15 protein-coding genes are annotated in these 17,399 nt (G+C 70.2%); 7 read left to right on the top strand and 8 right to left on the bottom strand.

Going from position 1 to position 17,399, the window contains the following annotated elements; genetic code table 11:
- Positions 1 to 171 precede the first annotated feature (171 nt).
- The 4 genes from DIE04_RS11920 to DIE04_RS11935 are packed head-to-tail and all read left to right on the top strand — an operon-like array spanning position 172 to position 5,259.
- Positions 172 to 921, top strand: coding sequence for a DUF3348 domain-containing protein (locus DIE04_RS11920; RefSeq protein ID WP_124487639.1), 750 nt, complete (start codon positions 172 to 174; stop codon positions 919 to 921).
- 10 nt (positions 922 to 931) lie between these two features.
- A complete protein-coding gene (locus DIE04_RS11925; RefSeq protein ID WP_124522065.1) occupies positions 932 to 3,979 on the top strand; it encodes a DUF802 domain-containing protein in 3,048 nt (1,015 codons plus the stop codon).
- A gap of 3 nt (positions 3,980 to 3,982) precedes the next feature.
- A complete protein-coding gene (locus DIE04_RS11930; RefSeq protein ID WP_124573032.1) occupies positions 3,983 to 4,627 on the top strand; it encodes an OmpA family protein in 645 nt (214 codons plus the stop codon).
- The gene (locus DIE04_RS11935) at positions 4,624 to 5,259 is read left to right on the top strand and encodes a DUF2894 domain-containing protein (RefSeq protein ID WP_124520351.1); all 636 of its coding nucleotides are present in this window, start codon (positions 4,624 to 4,626) and stop codon (positions 5,257 to 5,259) included. Before DIE04_RS11930 ends, DIE04_RS11935 begins: the two co-directional genes overlap by 4 nt.
- Positions 5,260 to 5,289: 30 nt before the next feature.
- Here DIE04_RS11935 and DIE04_RS11940 read toward each other — a convergent pair whose 3' ends face one another.
- The 4 genes from DIE04_RS11940 to DIE04_RS11955 form a co-directional block, all read right to left on the bottom strand.
- Positions 5,290 to 5,862, bottom strand: coding sequence for an NADPH-dependent FMN reductase (locus DIE04_RS11940; protein ID WP_124520350.1), 573 nt, complete (start codon positions 5,860 to 5,862; stop codon positions 5,290 to 5,292).
- Positions 5,863 to 5,916: 54 nt separating this feature from the next.
- Positions 5,917 to 6,594: a histone acetyltransferase gene (locus DIE04_RS11945; protein ID WP_185500348.1), complete on the bottom strand. Its 678-nt coding sequence runs from the start codon at positions 6,592 to 6,594 to the stop codon at positions 5,917 to 5,919.
- Positions 6,595 to 7,180: 586 nt separating this feature from the next.
- Positions 7,181 to 8,464 (bottom strand): isoprenylcysteine carboxylmethyltransferase family protein, encoded by a 1,284-nt coding sequence (locus DIE04_RS11950; protein WP_124522068.1) that lies wholly within the window; start codon positions 8,462 to 8,464, stop codon positions 7,181 to 7,183.
- A gap of 120 nt (positions 8,465 to 8,584) precedes the next feature.
- On the bottom strand, positions 8,585 to 10,462 hold the full coding sequence (locus tag DIE04_RS11955; RefSeq protein ID WP_124573034.1) for a collagen-like triple helix repeat-containing protein: 1,878 nt from the start codon (positions 10,460 to 10,462) through the stop codon (positions 8,585 to 8,587).
- 369 nt (positions 10,463 to 10,831) lie between these two features.
- Between DIE04_RS11955 and DIE04_RS11960 the strand changes: the two genes are divergently transcribed.
- Complete coding sequence (locus DIE04_RS11960) at positions 10,832 to 11,230, top strand: carboxymuconolactone decarboxylase family protein (RefSeq protein WP_044848113.1); 399 nt, start codon at positions 10,832 to 10,834, stop codon at positions 11,228 to 11,230.
- A gap of 40 nt (positions 11,231 to 11,270) precedes the next feature.
- On the opposite strand, the gene DIE04_RS11965 is transcribed toward DIE04_RS11960, so the two are convergent.
- Genes DIE04_RS11965 through DIE04_RS11975 form a run of 3 tightly spaced genes read right to left on the bottom strand, consistent with a single transcriptional unit; the run spans position 11,271 to position 14,729 of the window.
- On the bottom strand, positions 11,271 to 12,257 hold the full coding sequence (locus tag DIE04_RS11965; protein ID WP_124524420.1) for an alpha/beta fold hydrolase: 987 nt from the start codon (positions 12,255 to 12,257) through the stop codon (positions 11,271 to 11,273).
- A gap of 7 nt (positions 12,258 to 12,264) precedes the next feature.
- Positions 12,265 to 13,830 carry an NAD(P)/FAD-dependent oxidoreductase gene (locus DIE04_RS11970; RefSeq protein WP_124524419.1) on the bottom strand — a complete coding sequence of 522 codons (1,566 nt, stop codon included), beginning with the start codon at positions 13,828 to 13,830 and terminating at the stop codon, positions 12,265 to 12,267.
- On the bottom strand, positions 13,827 to 14,729 hold the full coding sequence (locus tag DIE04_RS11975; protein WP_124520346.1) for an SDR family oxidoreductase: 903 nt from the start codon (positions 14,727 to 14,729) through the stop codon (positions 13,827 to 13,829). The genes DIE04_RS11970 and DIE04_RS11975 overlap by 4 nt, the downstream gene beginning before the upstream one ends.
- Before the next feature lie 88 nt (positions 14,730 to 14,817).
- Between DIE04_RS11975 and DIE04_RS11980 the strand changes: the two genes are divergently transcribed.
- Positions 14,818 to 15,474: a TetR/AcrR family transcriptional regulator gene (locus DIE04_RS11980; RefSeq protein ID WP_124489837.1), complete on the top strand. Its 657-nt coding sequence runs from the start codon at positions 14,818 to 14,820 to the stop codon at positions 15,472 to 15,474.
- A gap of 173 nt (positions 15,475 to 15,647) precedes the next feature.
- On the opposite strand, the gene DIE04_RS11985 is transcribed toward DIE04_RS11980, so the two are convergent.
- Positions 15,648 to 16,601 (bottom strand): LysR family transcriptional regulator, encoded by a 954-nt coding sequence (locus tag DIE04_RS11985; RefSeq protein ID WP_124489836.1) that lies wholly within the window; start codon positions 16,599 to 16,601, stop codon positions 15,648 to 15,650.
- Positions 16,602 to 16,727: 126 nt separating this feature from the next.
- Between DIE04_RS11985 and DIE04_RS11990 the strand changes: the two genes are divergently transcribed.
- Positions 16,728 to 17,372 (top strand): glutathione S-transferase family protein, encoded by a 645-nt coding sequence (locus DIE04_RS11990; RefSeq protein WP_124524418.1) that lies wholly within the window; start codon positions 16,728 to 16,730, stop codon positions 17,370 to 17,372.
- The last annotated feature ends 27 nt before the right edge of the window (positions 17,373 to 17,399 follow it).

Consider the following 17,399-nt stretch of genomic DNA (forward strand, 5'->3'; position numbering starts at 1 on the left):
GTCGCCTGACCGACGCCGGCGCACCGGGAAACCCCGACAACCGCCCCGCGAGCCTTGTACGGCGGGCGTTCGCGCCGGTTGCACGGCGTGCCGGGCCGGGCTGCTTCCCCGATTCTGGCGGCCGACCTCCCGACGACGTGTAAACTGCTGCCTTTTTTGACGGTTTGCAGCATGGTGCAAGCACCCCCGCGCCCGGCACTGAGCGGCCCGACGCTCGTCCGGCTGCTCGCGCGCCTGACCGATGCCGACGTCGCGGAATCCCGGCAGACGCTGTCGGACCGCCTGAGCCAGTGGCTCGGCTGGACCGACGCGATCACGCTGTCGTCCGCGCTGAATGCGAGCCCGCCCGGCGTCGCGGCCGGCGTGCGCGGTTACGACGCCGAGCGCGACTGCGCGCGCGTGCGTCACGACCTCGCGCAGGCGATCACGGCCGCCCACCGTCCGCGTACGCGGCGGCGCCCCGGCGAAATGCCGCCGCCGCCCGCCGACACGGCGGACTTCGCGGATTTCCGCCAGAGCTGTCTGTCCCTGCAGCAGGAAATGGAAACGGCGATCGGCCAGTTGCGCGGCCGCCTGCGGGTCGCGCTGGCCGCGCGCGCGTCCGGGATGGCGCGGCTCGCGGCGCTCGACGCGATCATGGAGCGCGTGCTCGGCGCGCGCGAGCGCAGCCTGCTGTCCGCCGTGCCCGCGCTGCTCGGCACGCGCTTCGAGCGGCTGCGCGACGCGGAACGGCAGGCGCTGGCCGACGCGCAAGCGGCGGCCGCTGCCGATCCCGACGGCGACGCACCGCCCGCTGTGGCGATCGTGCCCGGCACGTGGCTCGACACGTTCCGCAACGAGATGCAAAGCATCCTGCTCGCCGAACTCGAAGTCCGGTTTCAAACGGTAGACGGGCTGCTCGCGGCCCTTCGTACCTGCTAATCCCTACGCTATGTCCAGAATTCGTCTTGATCTCGTTGTCTTCATCGCCGGCCTGCTCGCAGTGTGCTGGATCGGCGTCGGCTATGTCGCGTCGAACCCGCTCGCGACGGCCGTCACGCTGCTGATCGGCGCGTGCTACGTCGCCGGTGCGTGGGAGCTGCGGCGCTACCGGCAGGCGACCGCCACGTTGTCGCGCGCGGTGGCCGGGCTGACCGAACCGCCGGCGCAGCTCGACACCTGGCTCGACACGCTGCCCGCGGGCCTGCGCGGCGCCGTGCGGGCGCGCGTCGAAGGCGCGCGCGTCGCGCTGCCGGGCCCGTCGCTGACGCCGTATCTCGTCGGCCTGCTCGTGCTGCTCGGCATGCTCGGCACGCTGCTCGGGATGGTCGTCACGCTGAAGGGCACGGGCGCCGCGCTCGAAAGCGCGACCGACCTCGACGCGATCCGCGCGTCGCTGATCGCGCCGGTGAAGGGCCTCGGCTTCGCGTTCGGCACGTCGATCGCGGGCGTCGCGACGTCGGCGATGCTCGGCCTCCTGTCCGCGCTCGTGCGCCGCGAACGGCTCGACGCGGGCCAGCAACTCGACGCGAAGATCGCGACGACGCTGCGCGTGCATTCGTCCGCACACCAGCGCGACGAATCCTTCCGGCTGCTGCAGCGCCAGGCCGACGTGATGCCGGCCCTGGTCGACCGGCTGCAGACGATGATGACGACGCTCGAGGCGCGCAGCGTCGCGCTGCACGATCGCCAGATCGAAAGCCAGCAGGCGTTCTTCGATCGGACCGAGCGCGCGTATGCGGGCCTGGCGTCGAACGTCGGCGATGCGCTGAAGGAAAGCGCCGCCGAGAGCGCGCGCGTCGCCGGTGCCGCGCTGCAGCCGGTCGTCGCGGCGACGATGACGGGGCTCGCGCAGGAGATGGCCGCGTTGCGCGACACCGTGACGGGCGCCGTGCAGCGTCAGCTTGACGGGCTGACCGACGGTTTCGAGAAGACCACCGGGAACGTGACGGCCGTCTGGAACCGCGCGCTCGACGAGCAGCGCCGCGCGGGCGACACCGTCGCGCAGCAATTGCAGACGACGCTCGGCCAGTTCACCGACACCTTCGCGCAGCGGTCGACGGACCTGCTCGACGGCGTCGCGACGCGCCTCGAATCGACCGAAAGCCGGCTATCCGACGTGTGGCGCGATGCGCTCGCGCGCCAGGAGCAGGTCGGCGCGACGCTGGCCGGCCAGCATGCGCAGGCGCTCGGCGAAGCTGCCGCGACCTTCGAGCGGCATTCCGGCGCGGCGCTCGCCGCGATGCGCGAGTCGCATGCGGGGCTGCAGACGCAACTGGCCGCGCGCGACGAGGAACGCCTGACGGCGTGGAATGCGTCGCTGACGGCGATGGCCGCGAAGCTCGGCGACGAATGGCAGCGCGCGGGCGCGCACAGCGCGGGCCGTCAGCAGGAAATCTGCGATGCGCTGGCGCAAACGACGCGCGATCTCGCGGCACAGGCGTCTACGTTCGAACAACGTTCGAGCGATCTGCTGTCGACGATCCGCGAGTCGCATACGGGCTTGCAGACGCAACTCGCGGCACGCGACGAGGAACGTCTGTCCGCATGGAACGACTCGCTCGCCGCGATGGCGACGAAGCTCGGCGACGAATGGCAGCGCGCGGGCGCGCACAGCGCGGGCCGTCAGCAGGAAATCTGCGATGCGCTCGCACAGACGACGCGCGATCTCGCGGCACAGGCGTCTACGTTCGAACAACGTTCGAACGATCTGCTGTCGACGATTCGCGATTCGCACACGGGGCTGCAAACGCAACTGGCCGCGCGCGATGAGGAGCGCCTCTCCGCATGGAACGACTCGCTCGCCGCGATGGCGACGAAGCTCGGCGACGAGTGGCAGCGCGCGGGCGTGCACAGTGCGGGCCGTCAGCAGGAAATCTGCGACGCCCTTGCACAAACCACGCGCGATCTGACCGCACAAGCAGCGACGTTCGAGCAACGTTCGAACGACCTCCTGGCGACGATTCGCGAATCGCACACGGGCCTGCAGACGCAACTGGCCGCACGCGACGAAGAACGCCTGTCGGCATGGAACGATTCGCTGGCCGAGATGGCTGCAAAGCTCGGCGACGAGTGGCAGCGCGCGGGCGTGCACAGCGCGGGCCGTCAGCAGGAAATCTGCGACGCACTCGCACAAACGACGCGCGATCTCGCGGCACAAGCGTCTACGTTCGAACAACGCTCGAACGACCTGCTGTCGACGATCCGCGATTCGCACGCCGGCCTGCAAACGCAACTGGCCGCGCGCGACGAAGAACGCCTGTCCGCATGGAACGACTCGCTCGCCGCGATGGCCGCCGCGCTGCGCGACGAATGGGCGCAGACGAGCGCGCAGGCCGCGACGCGCCAGCAGGACATCTGCGACACGCTGACCCGCACCGCGAACGACATCACCGCGCAGGCGCAGGTGCATGCAAGCGACACGATCAACGAGATCTCGCGCCTCGTGCAGGCCGCATCGGAAGCGCCGAAGGCCGCGGCCGACGTCGTCGCCGAACTGCGCCAGCGCCTGTCCGACAGCATGGTGCGCGACACCGCGATGCTCGAGGAGCGCAGCCGCCTGCTCGCGACGCTCGAGACGCTGCTCGGCGCGGTCAATCACGCGTCGACCGAACAGCGCACCGCGATCGACGCACTCGTCAGCACGTCGGCCGACCTGCTCGAGCGCGTCGGCGCGCGCTTCAACGACACCGTCGATGCCGAAACGCGCAAGCTCGATTCGGTCGCCGCACAGGTCACGGCCGGTGCGGTCGAGGTCGCGAGCCTCGGCGATGCGTTCGGTGCGGCCGTGCAGGTGTTCGGCGAGTCGAACGACAAGCTGCTGAACCACCTGCAACGCATCGAGGCCGCGCTCGAGAAATCGCTCGCGCGCAGCGACGAGCAGCTCGAGTACTACGTCGCGCAGGCGCGCGAGGTGATCGACCTGAGCATGATGTCGCAGAAGCAGATCGTCGAGGACCTGCAGCAGATCGCCGGTCGGCGGGCATCGGTCGGAGCGTAACGCATGCACGACGAAATCGACGACGGCGCGCCTTCCGCGCCGGTGTGGCCCGCGTTCGCCGACCTGATGTCGGTGCTGCTCGGCGCGTTCGTGCTGGTCCTCGTCGGCGTGATCGGCATGCAGTTGCAGCTCACGTCGAAGCTCGAGGAAGCCGTGCGCGCGCGCCAGCAGGAAGCGCAGCAGCGCAAGTCGCTCGAGGAGGCGCTGGCCGGGCCGCTCGCGGCCGGCCGCGTCACGCTCGTAAACGGCCGCATCGGCATCAGCGGCAACGTGCTGTTCGCGCTGAACTCCGACCAGTTGCAGCCCGAGGGCCGCGATCTGTTGAAGACGCTGGCTGCGCCGCTGGCCGCCTACCTGACGACGCGCGACGAGATCCTGATGATCAGCGGCTTCGCCGACGACCAGCAGGTGCGTGCCGGCAACCGCCAGTTCGCGGACAACTGGGAACTGTCGGCCAAGCGCGCGCTGACGGTCACGCGTGCGCTGATCGACGCCGGCGCGCCGGCGAAGTCGGTGTTCGCGGCCGCGTTCGGCTCCGAGCAGCCGGTCAGCTCGAATGCGGACGATGAAGGCCGCGCGAAGAACCGCCGCGTGGAGATCGCGCCGGTGCCGCGCAAGACCGCGTCGAGCGGAGGGAAGGCGAAGTGACGGACGACGCGACGCACGTGCGCGCGACGCTCGACGCGTGGCGCGAGCAGGGCGCCGACCGGCTCGATCCGGTGCGCTTCCATCGGCTCGACGCGCTCGAGAAGCGCGCGGCCGCGCTCGACGGCGATGCGCGCGCGTTGCTCGATGCGCGGCTCGCGATGCTGCTGGAAGGGTTTGCGCAGATCGTCGCGCGAGCCGGTGAAGCGGCAGCCGCCAGCTCGGCGGCGCAAGCGAACGCGCAGGCGCCTGTGCGTGGTGCGATCGGCGGGCTCGTCGAGCGCCTCGCGCGCGATGCAGAGGCTGACCGGCGCGGGATCGATCCCGCGCTGATCGACTACTTCCGCGCGATGTGGTCGAAGGTCCGCACCGAACAGCAGTACCGCCAGTCGCTCGACCAGGTGCCGCGCAACGCGGGACCGCTCAATTCGAACAGCCTCGTGCACCGGTCGCTCGCGACGATGCGCGAGCTGTCGCCGGAATACCTGCAGCAGTTCCTGTCGTACATCGATGCGCTGGCGTGGCTCGAGGATCTGGCCGGCGGCGGCGCGCAGCCGGAGAAGGAGGCGCCGCGCGCGAAAGCCGCGAAGACGCTGAAACCGGCGAAGAAGACCACGCGCACCAAGGTGCGATAACGCACGCGATTGCGTCGCGCCGATCGCTGTCTAGCGAGCGGTCGCCTGCTCGTCGATCGCCGCGCGCAGTGCGTGCAACGCGTCGGTCAGCGCCGACGCGAACGGCGGATGCGCTGCGATGCCCGCCGCGTCGAGCCGGCTGCCGAGGATCGGCAGCGTGATCGACGCGCGCTCGACGATGCACGCCGACATCACCGACAGCGTTTCCCGCAGCGCCGCGTCCGCATGCGTCGCGCGCGGCGACGCGTTCAATACCGCGACCGGCTTGTACACGACGGCCTCGCATCCCACGATCCAGTCCAGCGCGTTCTTCATCACGCCCGTCACGCCGTGCGCGTATTCCGGGCTCGCGATCAGCACGCCGTCCGCGGCATTCAGCCGCTCGATCAGGTCGCGCACCGCGGCCGGCGACGGATCTTCGATATCGGGGTTGAACAGCGGAAACTCGCCGAGACGATCGAAACGCGTGATGCGCATCCCGCGCGGCGCAACGCGGGCGGCTGCGTCCAGCAGCGCCGCGTTGTACGACTGTGCACGCAGGCTGCCGCACAGCGCGACGATGTCGATGCGGCGCTCGGAATCGGTTCGGGGTTCGGTAGCCATCAAGGAGCGTAGGGGTGGGGGTCTTGCGCGGCGACGGCGCGCGGATCCGCCGGATTATCGCATCGGCGCGTGAGCGACGTGCCGCGCGTCGGCGACGCGGCGCAGGTGATGCGATTCGCGTCCGTCCCGCGGCAACGGCGTGTCCTGACCCCGGGTGGCAACCGTGTCGCGCATCCCGGTTGCCCGTGCCAGGTCACCGAGTGTCCATCCGTCGCCGAGCAACAGGCGGCGCGTATGCAGCGCACCGTACACGTCGTCCGCGACGGTTTCGCCGAGATAGCGCAGCGCGCGGCCTTCGACGTCGACGAAGCCGTGCCGGTAGTCGTGCGCGAGCGCGGTCCACAGCTGTGCCGCGCCGACCGATTGGCGTGCGCCGCTGATCAGGCAGAGACCCGCGTCGAGTCCCCATCGATACAGCGTCGTCGCAAGCCCCTTGCGTTGCGCGGACCCGCGCAGCCGCGTATGCGGCGCGCGCAGGTAGCGGTCCGCGCGGCGCGGCAGTTCGGGAAGCCGGTTGAAGATCGTGTAGCCGGCGAGCTGCCGCGCCGACGGATCCTCGACGTAAAGGAAATATTCGCCGTCGGCCTCGCGGTGGCGGACGATCAGGCCCGAGTCGCCGAGCGCGACGGCCGGCAGGCCGTGCAGGCGATGGCCCGGCTGGTTCAGACGCGCGTGGAGCATGTCGAGTTCATCGTCGATGTCGTGCTGGGAATGCTGTACGTCGATACGCATGGCAAAAGGCGCCCGTCCCGGGCGCATCGAGAAAGGGGTTCATCGCAAACGGGAAAGGAAATGGCAGCGGCCCCCGGGCTCGACGTGCGAGCCGGGGCCGCGAATCAGCTGGGGATGTGCTGGAAACCGGCGGCGATCGCGGCGAGGCCCGCGATGCAGAGTGCGAACAGGATCAGGACTTTGTGGATCACGCCTCTCTCCTCATGAACGCGCGGCGCCGAACGGCGGTGCCGCGGAGACGGTGATGGCGGGCACGGCCCGCGCGGCCGTCGTGCGGGACGACGGTCGAAGGTCCGGGCGGCAGGCGCGCGGACGGTCAGCACCATACGCGACGGGCACGGGGCGGGCAACCGGACGGCGGGAGAAAAGCGACGAAACGCGGGGAATCGGGGGTGTTTCGCGACAATCGGTCGCAAGGGGCGGATGTGTCGATGTCGCTTGTCGGTGTTTGTCTCGAAATTGCACACACTTCACGGCAAACGAACTTCATCAGGATCTGCTCATGGGAGCGGGCACGTCCACGGATCGCCGAGCCGCAACGACCTTCTTCACCCGGTGGTTGCGGCGATCTCGTCGCGCCGCCGCCTCACCCTGCCTGCCGCACTCCGAACGCCCGCCTGACCCGCGCGAACAACCCATGCTGCGCGATCCATTCCGCATACGCGCGATAGTCAGGATCACGCATCAAATGACGTTCCTCCGTCTTCGCCCGCGTGTAGTAGATCAGATTGACCGCGACGAGCCCCGCGCAGTGCATCAGCCCGACCTGCCAGCCGAGCGGCTCGACGAACGGCACCGACACCATCCAGTACGACAGGTTCTTCGTGATGTACGCCGGATGCTTCGTGAAACGATACGGGCCCGACGTGATGATCCCGCGGTTCGTGAGGTTCGAGAAACGCAGCCCGAACGAGATCGTCGACAGCGCATAGGTCATCAGCAGCAGGATGATCGCCGCGCCCCAGATCACGCGCAGCGTCGGCGCGGACAGCAGCCAGTTGTCCCAGAACAGCGAGCCTTCGTAGCGGATGTAGTTGTTCGAGATCAGCGACCAGAACGGCTGGTAGCACATCAGCGCGGCGACCCAGCCGAGCGTGGTCGGCTCGACGGTGCGCACGTGGCTGTCGAGGATGCGGAACGTGCACAGGTAGCCGACGGTGCCGAACATCAGGTCCATCGTGAACGACAGGTCGTACAGGAACACGAAGGTCGCGATCGTCATCGGCGCGTTCACTGCGTGCGCAAGCGATGCGCTCAGGTGATCGGCGTCCTTCGACAGGTAGACCGTCATCAGCGGCAGGAAGAACGCCTTCACGCCCCAGCCGGCGAGCATCTCGCGCACGGGCTGCCAGCTCGCGGGCTGCTCGCGGCGGAACAGGTAGCGGCCCCACAGCAGGTACGCGTCGTCGGTCTCGCGCTGGTGGCGATCCATCCACGCGAAGTAGAACGGCGCGGCGACGATCACGTACGGCGCGAGCGAGCGCAGCAGCGACCAGAACGGCAGGTAGAACGCGCCGTGATATTCGGGCAGCAGCCAGTAGATCGCGGCGATGCCGGCGTAGATCGACGTCAGCGCGCCGAGCCGCGTCGCGACGCGGGCGAGCCCGAGCGGGCGCACGGCCTGGCGCGACAGTCCCGCGCTCGGGCGCAGGTAGACGCGCGAGATGAAGATTTCGTGCAGCGCGATCGTGCCGATGATCGCGAGGCTGGCGACGACCGCGCGCGTGGCCGCATCGAGGCTCGGCTGGTCGCGCGTGATCCACAGCGCGAAGAGACCGGCCGCGATGCCGAGCAGGCCGGCGCGGAACGGCGTGGCGGAACGGGGCGGGCGGTCCTGGACCGCGGCGATGCCGTCGAGCGTGGAATTCATGATCGGATCCTCGTCGGGATGACGGCCGGCGCCCCCGCTTGGCGGGTGGCGCCGGCCATCGGCCGGGCTTTGGATTGGTATGTGCCCGGCCATTGGCCTGTGGTTCTGATACGTGACGCGTTACTTCTTCGGGGCGGTGCCGAGCAGGCCGCCGAGCAGGTTCGTCACCGGTGCCAGCAGGTTGGTCGCGCCAGCCGCGGTGCCGCCGTTCGAACTGCCGGTCAGGCCGGCCGTGACGGTGCCGCTGCCGGACGGCGTCGTCACCGTGCCGGCCGCGCCGCCCGGGCTGGCCGTGCCGACTGCGCCGAGCGTGCCGACCGCCGACGTCAGCGAGCCCGTCAGCGTGCCGACCGGGCCGCTCGTCAGCGCACCGCCGAGGTTGCCGGTCAGGTTGCCGCCCGGCGTCGTGACCGTGCCGGTGAGGCTTGCGCCAAGCGGCGTCAGCGAATTGACGAGGCCGGTGACCGGTGCCAGCAGGCTGCCGGCGCCCGAGCTGCTGGTACCGCTCGTGCCGCTGGTGCCGCCCGTACCGCTCGAACCGAGGCCGCCGAGGGCGCCCGTCACCGTGCCGAGCAGGCCCGTGATCGGCGCGAGCGGGCCGCCGCTGGTGCCGCTCGTCCCGCTGGTGCCGCCGGAGCCGCTCGAACTGCTGCCGCCGCCGAGGGCGCCCGTCAGCGAACCGAGCACGCCCGTGATCGGGGCGAGCGGGTTGGTGCCGCTGCTGGAACTGCCGCTGGACAGCAGGCCGCCTGTCGACGACACCGTGTTGCCGAGCTGGGACACGCTGTTGCCGGCGCTCGTGCCGACCGGGTTGCCGGTCGCGCTGCCGACCTGCGTACCGGCGAGGCCGAGGCCGCTGCCGAGCGTGTTCAGCAGGCCGCTGAGCGGGGCGCCGAGCAGGGTCGCGTTGCCGAGCGTCTGCGTGGCGCCAGGCGTCGTGACGCCGCCGGTCAGCGTGTTGGTGATCGGGTTGATCACGCTGCCGAGCTGCGTCTCGAGTTGCTGCACCGGCGCGCTGTTCAGCGCCGTGTTGAGCGCCGATGCGGTGGAGTTGACCGCGGTGCCGACCGTGTTGACGAGACTGCCGACCAGGGTCGTCGCCGGCGCGAGCGGCGCCAGCGGACCGGTGCCGAGGCTCGTCACCGCGTTGCCGAGGTTGTTGACGGCGCCGCCGGCGCCGGTCAGCAGGCCGGTGGTCGACGTGAGCGTCGGGCCGAGCGGGTTCGGCGACACGCCGATCGAGCCGAGGCCGGCCGCGACGCCGTTGCCGAGCGACTGCACGCCGCTGCCGAGGCTGGTGACCGCATTGCCGATGCTGGTGGCCGTCGTCGGGTTCGTGCCGGGGACCTGTACGCCGCCGATCTGCGACCCGCCGTTCGCGACCGTCGTGCCCAGTGCCGTGACGAGCGTGCCGGTTTGCTGGAGGACGTTGCCGAGCGGGGTGGCGCTGGTGCCGGAGGTGCCTGAAGTACCGGAAGTGCCTGAAGTACCGGAAGTACCGGAAGTGCCCGACGTGCCGGACGTGCCGGACGTGCCGGAAGTGCCCGACGTGCCGGACGTGCCGGAAGTGCCGGAAGTGCCGGACGTGCCGGACGTGCCGGACGTGCCGGACGTGCCGGACGTGCCCGAGGTGCCCGAGGTGCCCGACGTACCGGAAGTGCCCGAGGTGCCGGAAGTACCCGACGTACCGGAAGTGCCCGACGTGCCCGACGTACCGGAAGTGCCCGACGTGCCGGAAGTACCCGACGTGCCGGAAGTACCCGAAGTACCCGAAGTCCCCGAAGTCCCCGAAGTCCCCGACGTCCCCGAACTACCGCCGCCGGACGTACCCGACGAGCCGCCGCCGGACGTTCCGGAAGTCCCCGAAGTCCCGGACGTCCCCGACGTGCTCGGCTTGATCGACGGCGTGACCGGCCCGTCGACCGAACCGCAGCCGTACAGTGAGAGCAGCGACAGGACGGCCAGCGATACCGTCGTCTTTTTTAAGTAATGGTGCATGGTGGCCTCGACATTGGAAGTTGTGTCCGGGCCATTACTGCAAATTCCGCGCCATGACATCTTCCGCGCAATGCGCCGGCGCTTTGTTGCGGGAATCGGGAATATCGGCGCGATTTAAACGGAGGAATGGGGGTTTCGCGTGACGGGCGCGCCGGTTGCGCCGGTGTGCGCGCCGTGATGTTCCCGTAAGGTGCCGTAACGCCGGGCTGGATGTTACGTAGCGTTCGGCCCGGTGTTCCGCGTCTGACGCAGCCGGCCGCGCCCCGAGGGCACGTTCTTTGACGAAACACCCCCGCGCCGCGAACATGACGCGAACCCACCCGGCCGCGGGCGACGCCGAAGCGGCCAAGACTTCAGACAGGACACGACATGAGCGAACAGGACAGGGAACAGGGCAAGGCGCGCCGCACCGAAGTCATGGGCGAGGCATTCGTCGAGCGCGCGATGCGCGACCTCGACGGTTTTTCGCGTCCGCTGCAGAACTGGCTGAACGAGCACGCGTGGGGCAGCACGTGGCAGCGCGGCGGCATCGACCTGAAGACGCGCAGCCTCTGTACGTGCGCGATGCTGGCGGCGCTCGGCCGCGGCACGGAACTGAAGGGCCACGTGCGTGGCGCGCTCAACAACGGCGCGAGCCTCGTCGAGATCCGCGAGGTGCTGCTGCACAGCGCGCTGTACGCGGGCGCGCCGGCGGCGGTCGAGGCGTTTCGCAGCGCGCGCGAGGTCATCGCGGAGCTCGGGCTGTCGCTGCCCGACGACGAAGCCTGACCGGCGCGCGCCGCGGCGCGGCCGGCAGGCCCGCCGACGCTCAATGCTCGACGTGCGCGCCCTGCGCCGGCGCCTCGACCGGCGCGGCGGCGACTTCGAGCAGCCAGTCCGCCGTTGCGTCGGGAATCGTGACCGGCAGCATGTGCCCGCCTTCGACGACCTTCAACCTCACGCGTGCCGACTTCTGCGCGAGCGCTTCGCCGTGCGTGCGCCAGTTCAGGATCGGATCGGCGCGGCCGTACAGCACGTCGACCGGCAGCGCGAGGTCCGCGTAGCGGCGCACCATCGCGGGCATGTCGACGGGGGCCGACAGCAGGTCGGTCGCCGTCGCGTAGAACACGTGCGGCCGCAGCCCGAGCAGCCCGCCGCCCTTCACCGGGAAGTCGCGCGGCACGGCTTCCGGCGCGAACACCTGATCGACGGCCTTGCGGCCGGTCAGGATCGTCAGCGGGATCGCGAAGGTCCACGACACGAAGCGGCGCACCAGCGGCGACGGCAGCATCAGCGGCTTGAACGGTGCCGGCGGTTCGGTCTGCTCGTGCGACAGCGGCGCGATCAGCGCGAGCCGGCTTACGCGCTCCGGATGGTTGAGGCCGACCGCGAGCGCGATCGCGCCGCCGAGCGAATGGCCGACGAGCACGGGCCGGTCGAGTTTCAGCGCGTCGATGAACGCGGCGACTGTGCGGGCCTGCGCGAACACGTTCGCCTGCGAGCCGGCGCCGCGCAGCGAGCGGCCGGCGCCGGGCCGGTCGACGAGGATCACGCGATGGTGCTGCGCGAGGCGCGTGAGCGGCAGGTACGCGAAGTTGCGCCACTGGCCGGCGAGTCCGTGCACGAACACGAGCGGCGGCCCGCTGCCGTACTCGACGTAGTGGATGTGGTCGCCGCCGATGTCGACGAAGCGGCCTTCGGGCGGAAACGCGCGCGTCACGCGCCGCGCGACGTAGCCGGAAAACAGCGCGAGCGCGGCGAGCATCGCGACGACGCCGAGCAGCACGTTCTGGATCAGGTGAAGCGTATGGCTCATGTCGGCCTCAACGGGTTTCGAGTACGGGTTCGGCGACCGGCGCGGCGGCCGGGCCGGCTTTCGCGCGGCGTTCGAACTGCATGGCCGAATCGGCGAGCCCGCTGAACTTCAGCGACGCGAGATCGAGCACGTAGTTCTGGTGGAACTTCCACGGCTTGCGGTGCCCCTGCTTCGGCAGGATGCCGGCCGCGCGCTGGATGTAGCCCGAGCTCAGGTTCACCGCCGGCACGTCGCCGAGGTCACCGGCGCCGAGCCGCGGCACGCAGGTGTCGTAGCCGTTCGCGCGCATGTGGTTGAGCAGCCGGCACACGTAGCGCGCGATCAGCTCGGCCTTCAGCGTCCACGACGCGTTCGTGTAACCGAACGACGACGCGAGGTTCGGCACGTCGCTGTACATCATTCCTTTGTAGGACACGGTCTGCGGCAAATCGACCGCGCGGCCGTCGACCGTGACGCGCGCGCCGCCGAGCAGCTTCACCTTCAGCCCGGTCGCGGTGACGATCACGTCCGCGACGAGCTGCTGGCCGCTCTTCAGCTTCAGGCCGGTCGGCGTGAAGCGCTCGATCTCGTCGGTGACGATCGATGCGCGGCCCGCGCGGATCGACTTGAACAGGTCGCCGTTCGGCACGAGGCACACGCGCTGGTCCCACGGCATGTAGCGCGGCGTCAGGTGCTTCGCGACGTCGAAATCGGGGCCGAGCTGCCTGCCTGCCGCGCGGATGATGAACTGTTTCGTCCGCTCGGGCTTGCGACGCGACACGTTGTACAGGTACATCGTCAGCAGCACGTTCTTCATGCGCACGAGCCGGTGCGCGAGCCGCGACGGCAGCACGCGGCGCAACGCGTTCGCGATCCTGTCGCGGGCGGGCAGCGACACGATGTAGGTCGGCGAGCGCTGCAGCATCGTCACGTGCTTCGCATCGACCGCCATCGACGGCACCAGCGTGACGGCCGTCGCGCCGCTGCCGATCACGACGACGCGCCGGTTCGCGTACGACAGGTCCTTCGGCCATTGCTGCGGATGCACGATCCGGCCTTCGAACGATTCCATGCCGGCCCAGTCGGGCAGGTAGCCGCCGTCGTAGTCGTAATAGCCGCTGCACATGTAGAGGAAGCGGCACGTGTAGACCAGCGTGTCGAGCGCGCCGTCCCGCATGCGCTCGATGCGCACCGTCCAGCGCGCGCGGTTCGAATCCCAGTCGGCCGCGACCACTTTCTGGCCGTAGCGGATCGTCTTGTCGATGCCGTACGCGCGCGCGGTGTCGCGGATATAGTCGAGGATCGTCTGGCCGTCCGAGATCGCCTTGTCGCTGTGCCACGGGCGGAAGCTGTAGCCGAGCGTGAACATGTCGGAGTCCGAACGGACGCCGGGATAGCGGAACAGGTCCCAGGTGCCGCCGATCGCGTCGCGCGCCTCGACGATCGCGACGCTCGCATGCGGGCAGCGCTTTTTCAGGTGATAGGCGGCGCCGATGCCGGACAGGCCGGCGCCGACGATCAGCACGTCGAGGTCACGGGTATCGCCGGAGGCGGACGGCGCGTCGCGCCGGTCGGTCGTCGTCGTCGAGGTCATGCGGGATCCTTGGTCGGTGTGGTCGGCCGCGCGGCGGGGGCACGGGTGCGCTCGAGATTGCGTGCGCGGGCGCGGCGCACGTGGCGCAGCACCAGCCGCTGGTAGCCGGCGCCGAGCAGGCGCGCGAGCTTGTCGAGGCGGCGCGCGTCGGCGCCGACCAGCACGCGGCGCGCGTTGCGCTCGACGCCGGCGAGAATCTGCCGCGCGGCGTCGTCGGCCGTCGTCGCGTTGATCAGGCGGTTCGCCTGGCGGCGGTGGGTCGCTTCGTCCTGGCCCGTGAGCGCGTGGATGCTGGTGTCGACGCGGCTCGCGTCGACGATGTTGGTCGCGACGCCGCCCGGATGCACGCAGGTCGCGCTGACCGGCGCGCCGTCGAGTTCGAGTTCCATCCGCAGCGCCTCGGTGAAGCCGCGCACCGCGAACTTGGTCGCGTTGTACGCGCTCTGCGTCGGCATCGCGACGAGCCCGAACAGGCTCGACGTGTTGATCACGTGCCCGTCGCCCGACGCGCGCAGGTGCGGCAGGAACGCCTGCGTGCCATGCACGACGCCCCAGAAGTTGATGCCGACGATCCATTCGAGATCGGCGATGCGCGCAGTCTCGGCGCTCGCGGCCAGCGACACGCCCGCGTTGTTGAAGACCAGGTTGACCTTGCCGTGTTCGGCGCGCACGAAATCGGCCCACGCGAACACCGCGTCGCGGTCGGCGACGTCGAGCCGCCGCGTGCTCGTGCGCACGCCGTGCTTCGCGCACGCGGCCGCGGTGCCGGCGAGCCCGACATCGTTGACGTCGGCGAGCGCGACCTCGCAGCCGCGCCGCGCGAGCTCGACCGCGAGGCTGCGGCCCATGCCCGAACCGGCACCCGTGATCGCGGCGACCTTGCCGGAAAACCCCTTCATGCGTCGTTCCTCCCGTTCCGCTTGCGCTGCATCGGCGGCGCGCCTATTGTGGTGTTATTCGTCACCACTTTAGTTTTCGGGTGTCCTGATGTCAAATAGCGAAATGGAGAAAGCACTCGAAACGGAAAAACGGGGCCGGGCGTACGGCGGCGTGGCGCCCGAGGTGCGGGCCGCCGAGCGGCGCGATGCGTTGATCCGCGCGGCGACGCGCGTGTTCGGCACGGTCGGCTTCCGCAAGGCGACCGTGCGGTCGATCTGCCAGGAAGCGAAGCTCAACGACCGTTATTTCTATGCGGCGTTCGACAGCACCGAGGATCTGCTGCGCTGCACCTACCTGCATCACGCGCAGCAGCTGCACGACGCGGTCGCACGCGCGGTGGCCGAGCGCGGCGGCGATCTGCGCGAAAGCGTCGACGCGGGGCTCGCCGCGTTCTTCGGCTTCCTGCGCGATCCATGCGCGGCGCGCGTGCTGCTGCTCGAGGTGATGGGCGTGAGCGCCGATACCGACATGACGTACCAGCGGATGCTGCTCGACTTCGGCAAGCTGATCATGGCGATCGGCGCGGCCCGCGAGGCCGCGACACCCGCCGAGCGCACCGAGCAGCGGCTCATCGGGCTCGCGCTGGTCGGCGCGATGACGAACGTCGGCGCGGCGTGGCTGCTCACCGGGTATCGCGACCCGGAGGCGCAGATGGTCGCGAGTTGCAGGAAGGTGCTGCTGGGGACGTTGCGGGAAGCGGGGTAGGCGGCGCGAGCGCGTGCCTGTCGTGTGCCGTCACGCGAACGCCGCGCGTAGCTGCAAGGCCTTCGCGCAGGAATACGAATTCGCGTTGTGTACGAACCCGAAGAGACTCGAAACGCGAAGCGGTCGCCAAAAGGCGGCGCTACGCGAAGGTCATGTGTCGGACGGTTGCCTTTTCAATCGTCGGCGCGTCGCGCCCGTGTCGCGCGCACACGCGGCGCGGCGGCCGTTGCCGCGATCCTTGCCTTCATCGCGTCGATGAACGCGCGCACCTTCGGCGACGGCAACCGCGTCGACGGATACACCGCATGGATCCCGGCCCGCGCCGAGCGCCACGCGGGCAGCAGCCGCACGAGCCGGCCGGCCGCGACGTCCTCCGCGATCGAGAAATCCGTCAGGAGCCCGAAGCCTCCGCCCGCGAGCGCGATCGCGCGGCAGGCCGTCGCGGTGTTCGACACGACCGGCGCGACGCAACGCACCGACGCATGGCCGCCGCGCGCGTGGTCGAGTTCGACCGTATGCGGGCGCGACAGCGTCGACAGCATCACGAACGGCAGCGCGGCGAGCGCGTCCGGGTCGCGCGGCAGCCCGTGCCGCGCGACGAACGCGGGGCTCGCGACCAGCCATTTCTCGTACTCGCCGAGCTGCACCGCGCGATAGTTCGAATCCGCGAGGCGGCCGATGCGGATCGCGACGTCGAGATTGTCCGCGACGAGATCGGCGATGCGGTCGTTCGCGATCAGTTCGACGTCGAGCCGCGGATGCGCGTCGCGCAGCGCGACGATCGCCGGCGCGACGACCAGCGCGCCGTAGTCGATCGGCACGCTCACGCGCAGCGTGCCGCGCAGCGGCCCGGCGTCGGACGACACCGCGTCGAGCGCGCTTTCGGTCGCGCGCACGATGTCGCGGCACGCGTCGTAGAACGCGCGCCCCGCATCGGTCACGCTCAGCCGTCGCGTGGTGCGCACCAGCAGGTTCGCGCCGACCTCGGATTCGAGGCGCTGCATGTGCGTGCTGACGACCGTCTTCGCGAGGCCGAGCCGCTCGGCCGCGGCCGTCAGCGAGCCGGCGTCGACCACCGCGACGAAGATCGCCAGCCGGTTCAGGTTCACGTCGCGCAGATCGGCCATCGTCGATTGTCCTATGGAAGCGGATAATGTTTCAGCGATTATCCGTCTTCTGGCCGCGAACGGCGAGCGCTACGCTGGGGCCGTTCGTCGCCGATTCCCGGCGGCGCGAGATCCAGGAGCTTTCCCATGCCAGCCGCCAGCAAGCCCGCCCGTCCGGTTCGTGTCTATTCGTTCCCGCTGTCCGGGCACGCGCATCGCGTCCGGCTGTTCCTGTCGCTCCTCGGGCTGCCGTTCGAGACCGTCGACGTCGACCTCGCGTCCGGCGCGCAGCGCGAACCGGCGTTCCTCGCGCTCAATCCGCTCGGCCAGGTGCCGGTGATCGACGACGACGGCACCGTGCTCGCCGATTCGAACGCGATCCTCGTCTATCTCGCAAAGCGCTACGGCGACGCGCACTGGCTGCCCGACGATGCCGCCGGCGCGGCGACCGTGCAGCGCTGGCTGTCGTACGCGGCCGGGCCGATCGCAACGGGGCCGGCGGCCGCGCGGCTCGTCACCGTGTTCGGCGCGCCGCTCGATCATGACGCGGCCAAGCGCACGGCCGCGAAGGTGCTTGCCGTGATCGACCAGGAACTCGCCGGCAAGCCGTTCGCCGCGGGCGCGCAACCGACGATCGCCGACATCGCTGCCTACACGTACATCGCGCACGCGCCGGAAGGCGGCGTGTCGCTCGAACCGTATCCGCAGGTGCGCGCGTGGCTCGCGCGCGTCGAGGCGCTGCCGGGCTTCGTCGCGATGCCGCCGACCCGCGCCGGCCTGCTCGCCGCCTGACGGCGAAGCCGCGATTTCACCGGGAGA

The organism is Burkholderia sp. Bp8994 (assembly GCF_003853805.1).
Classification (GTDB): domain Bacteria; phylum Pseudomonadota; class Gammaproteobacteria; order Burkholderiales; family Burkholderiaceae; genus Burkholderia.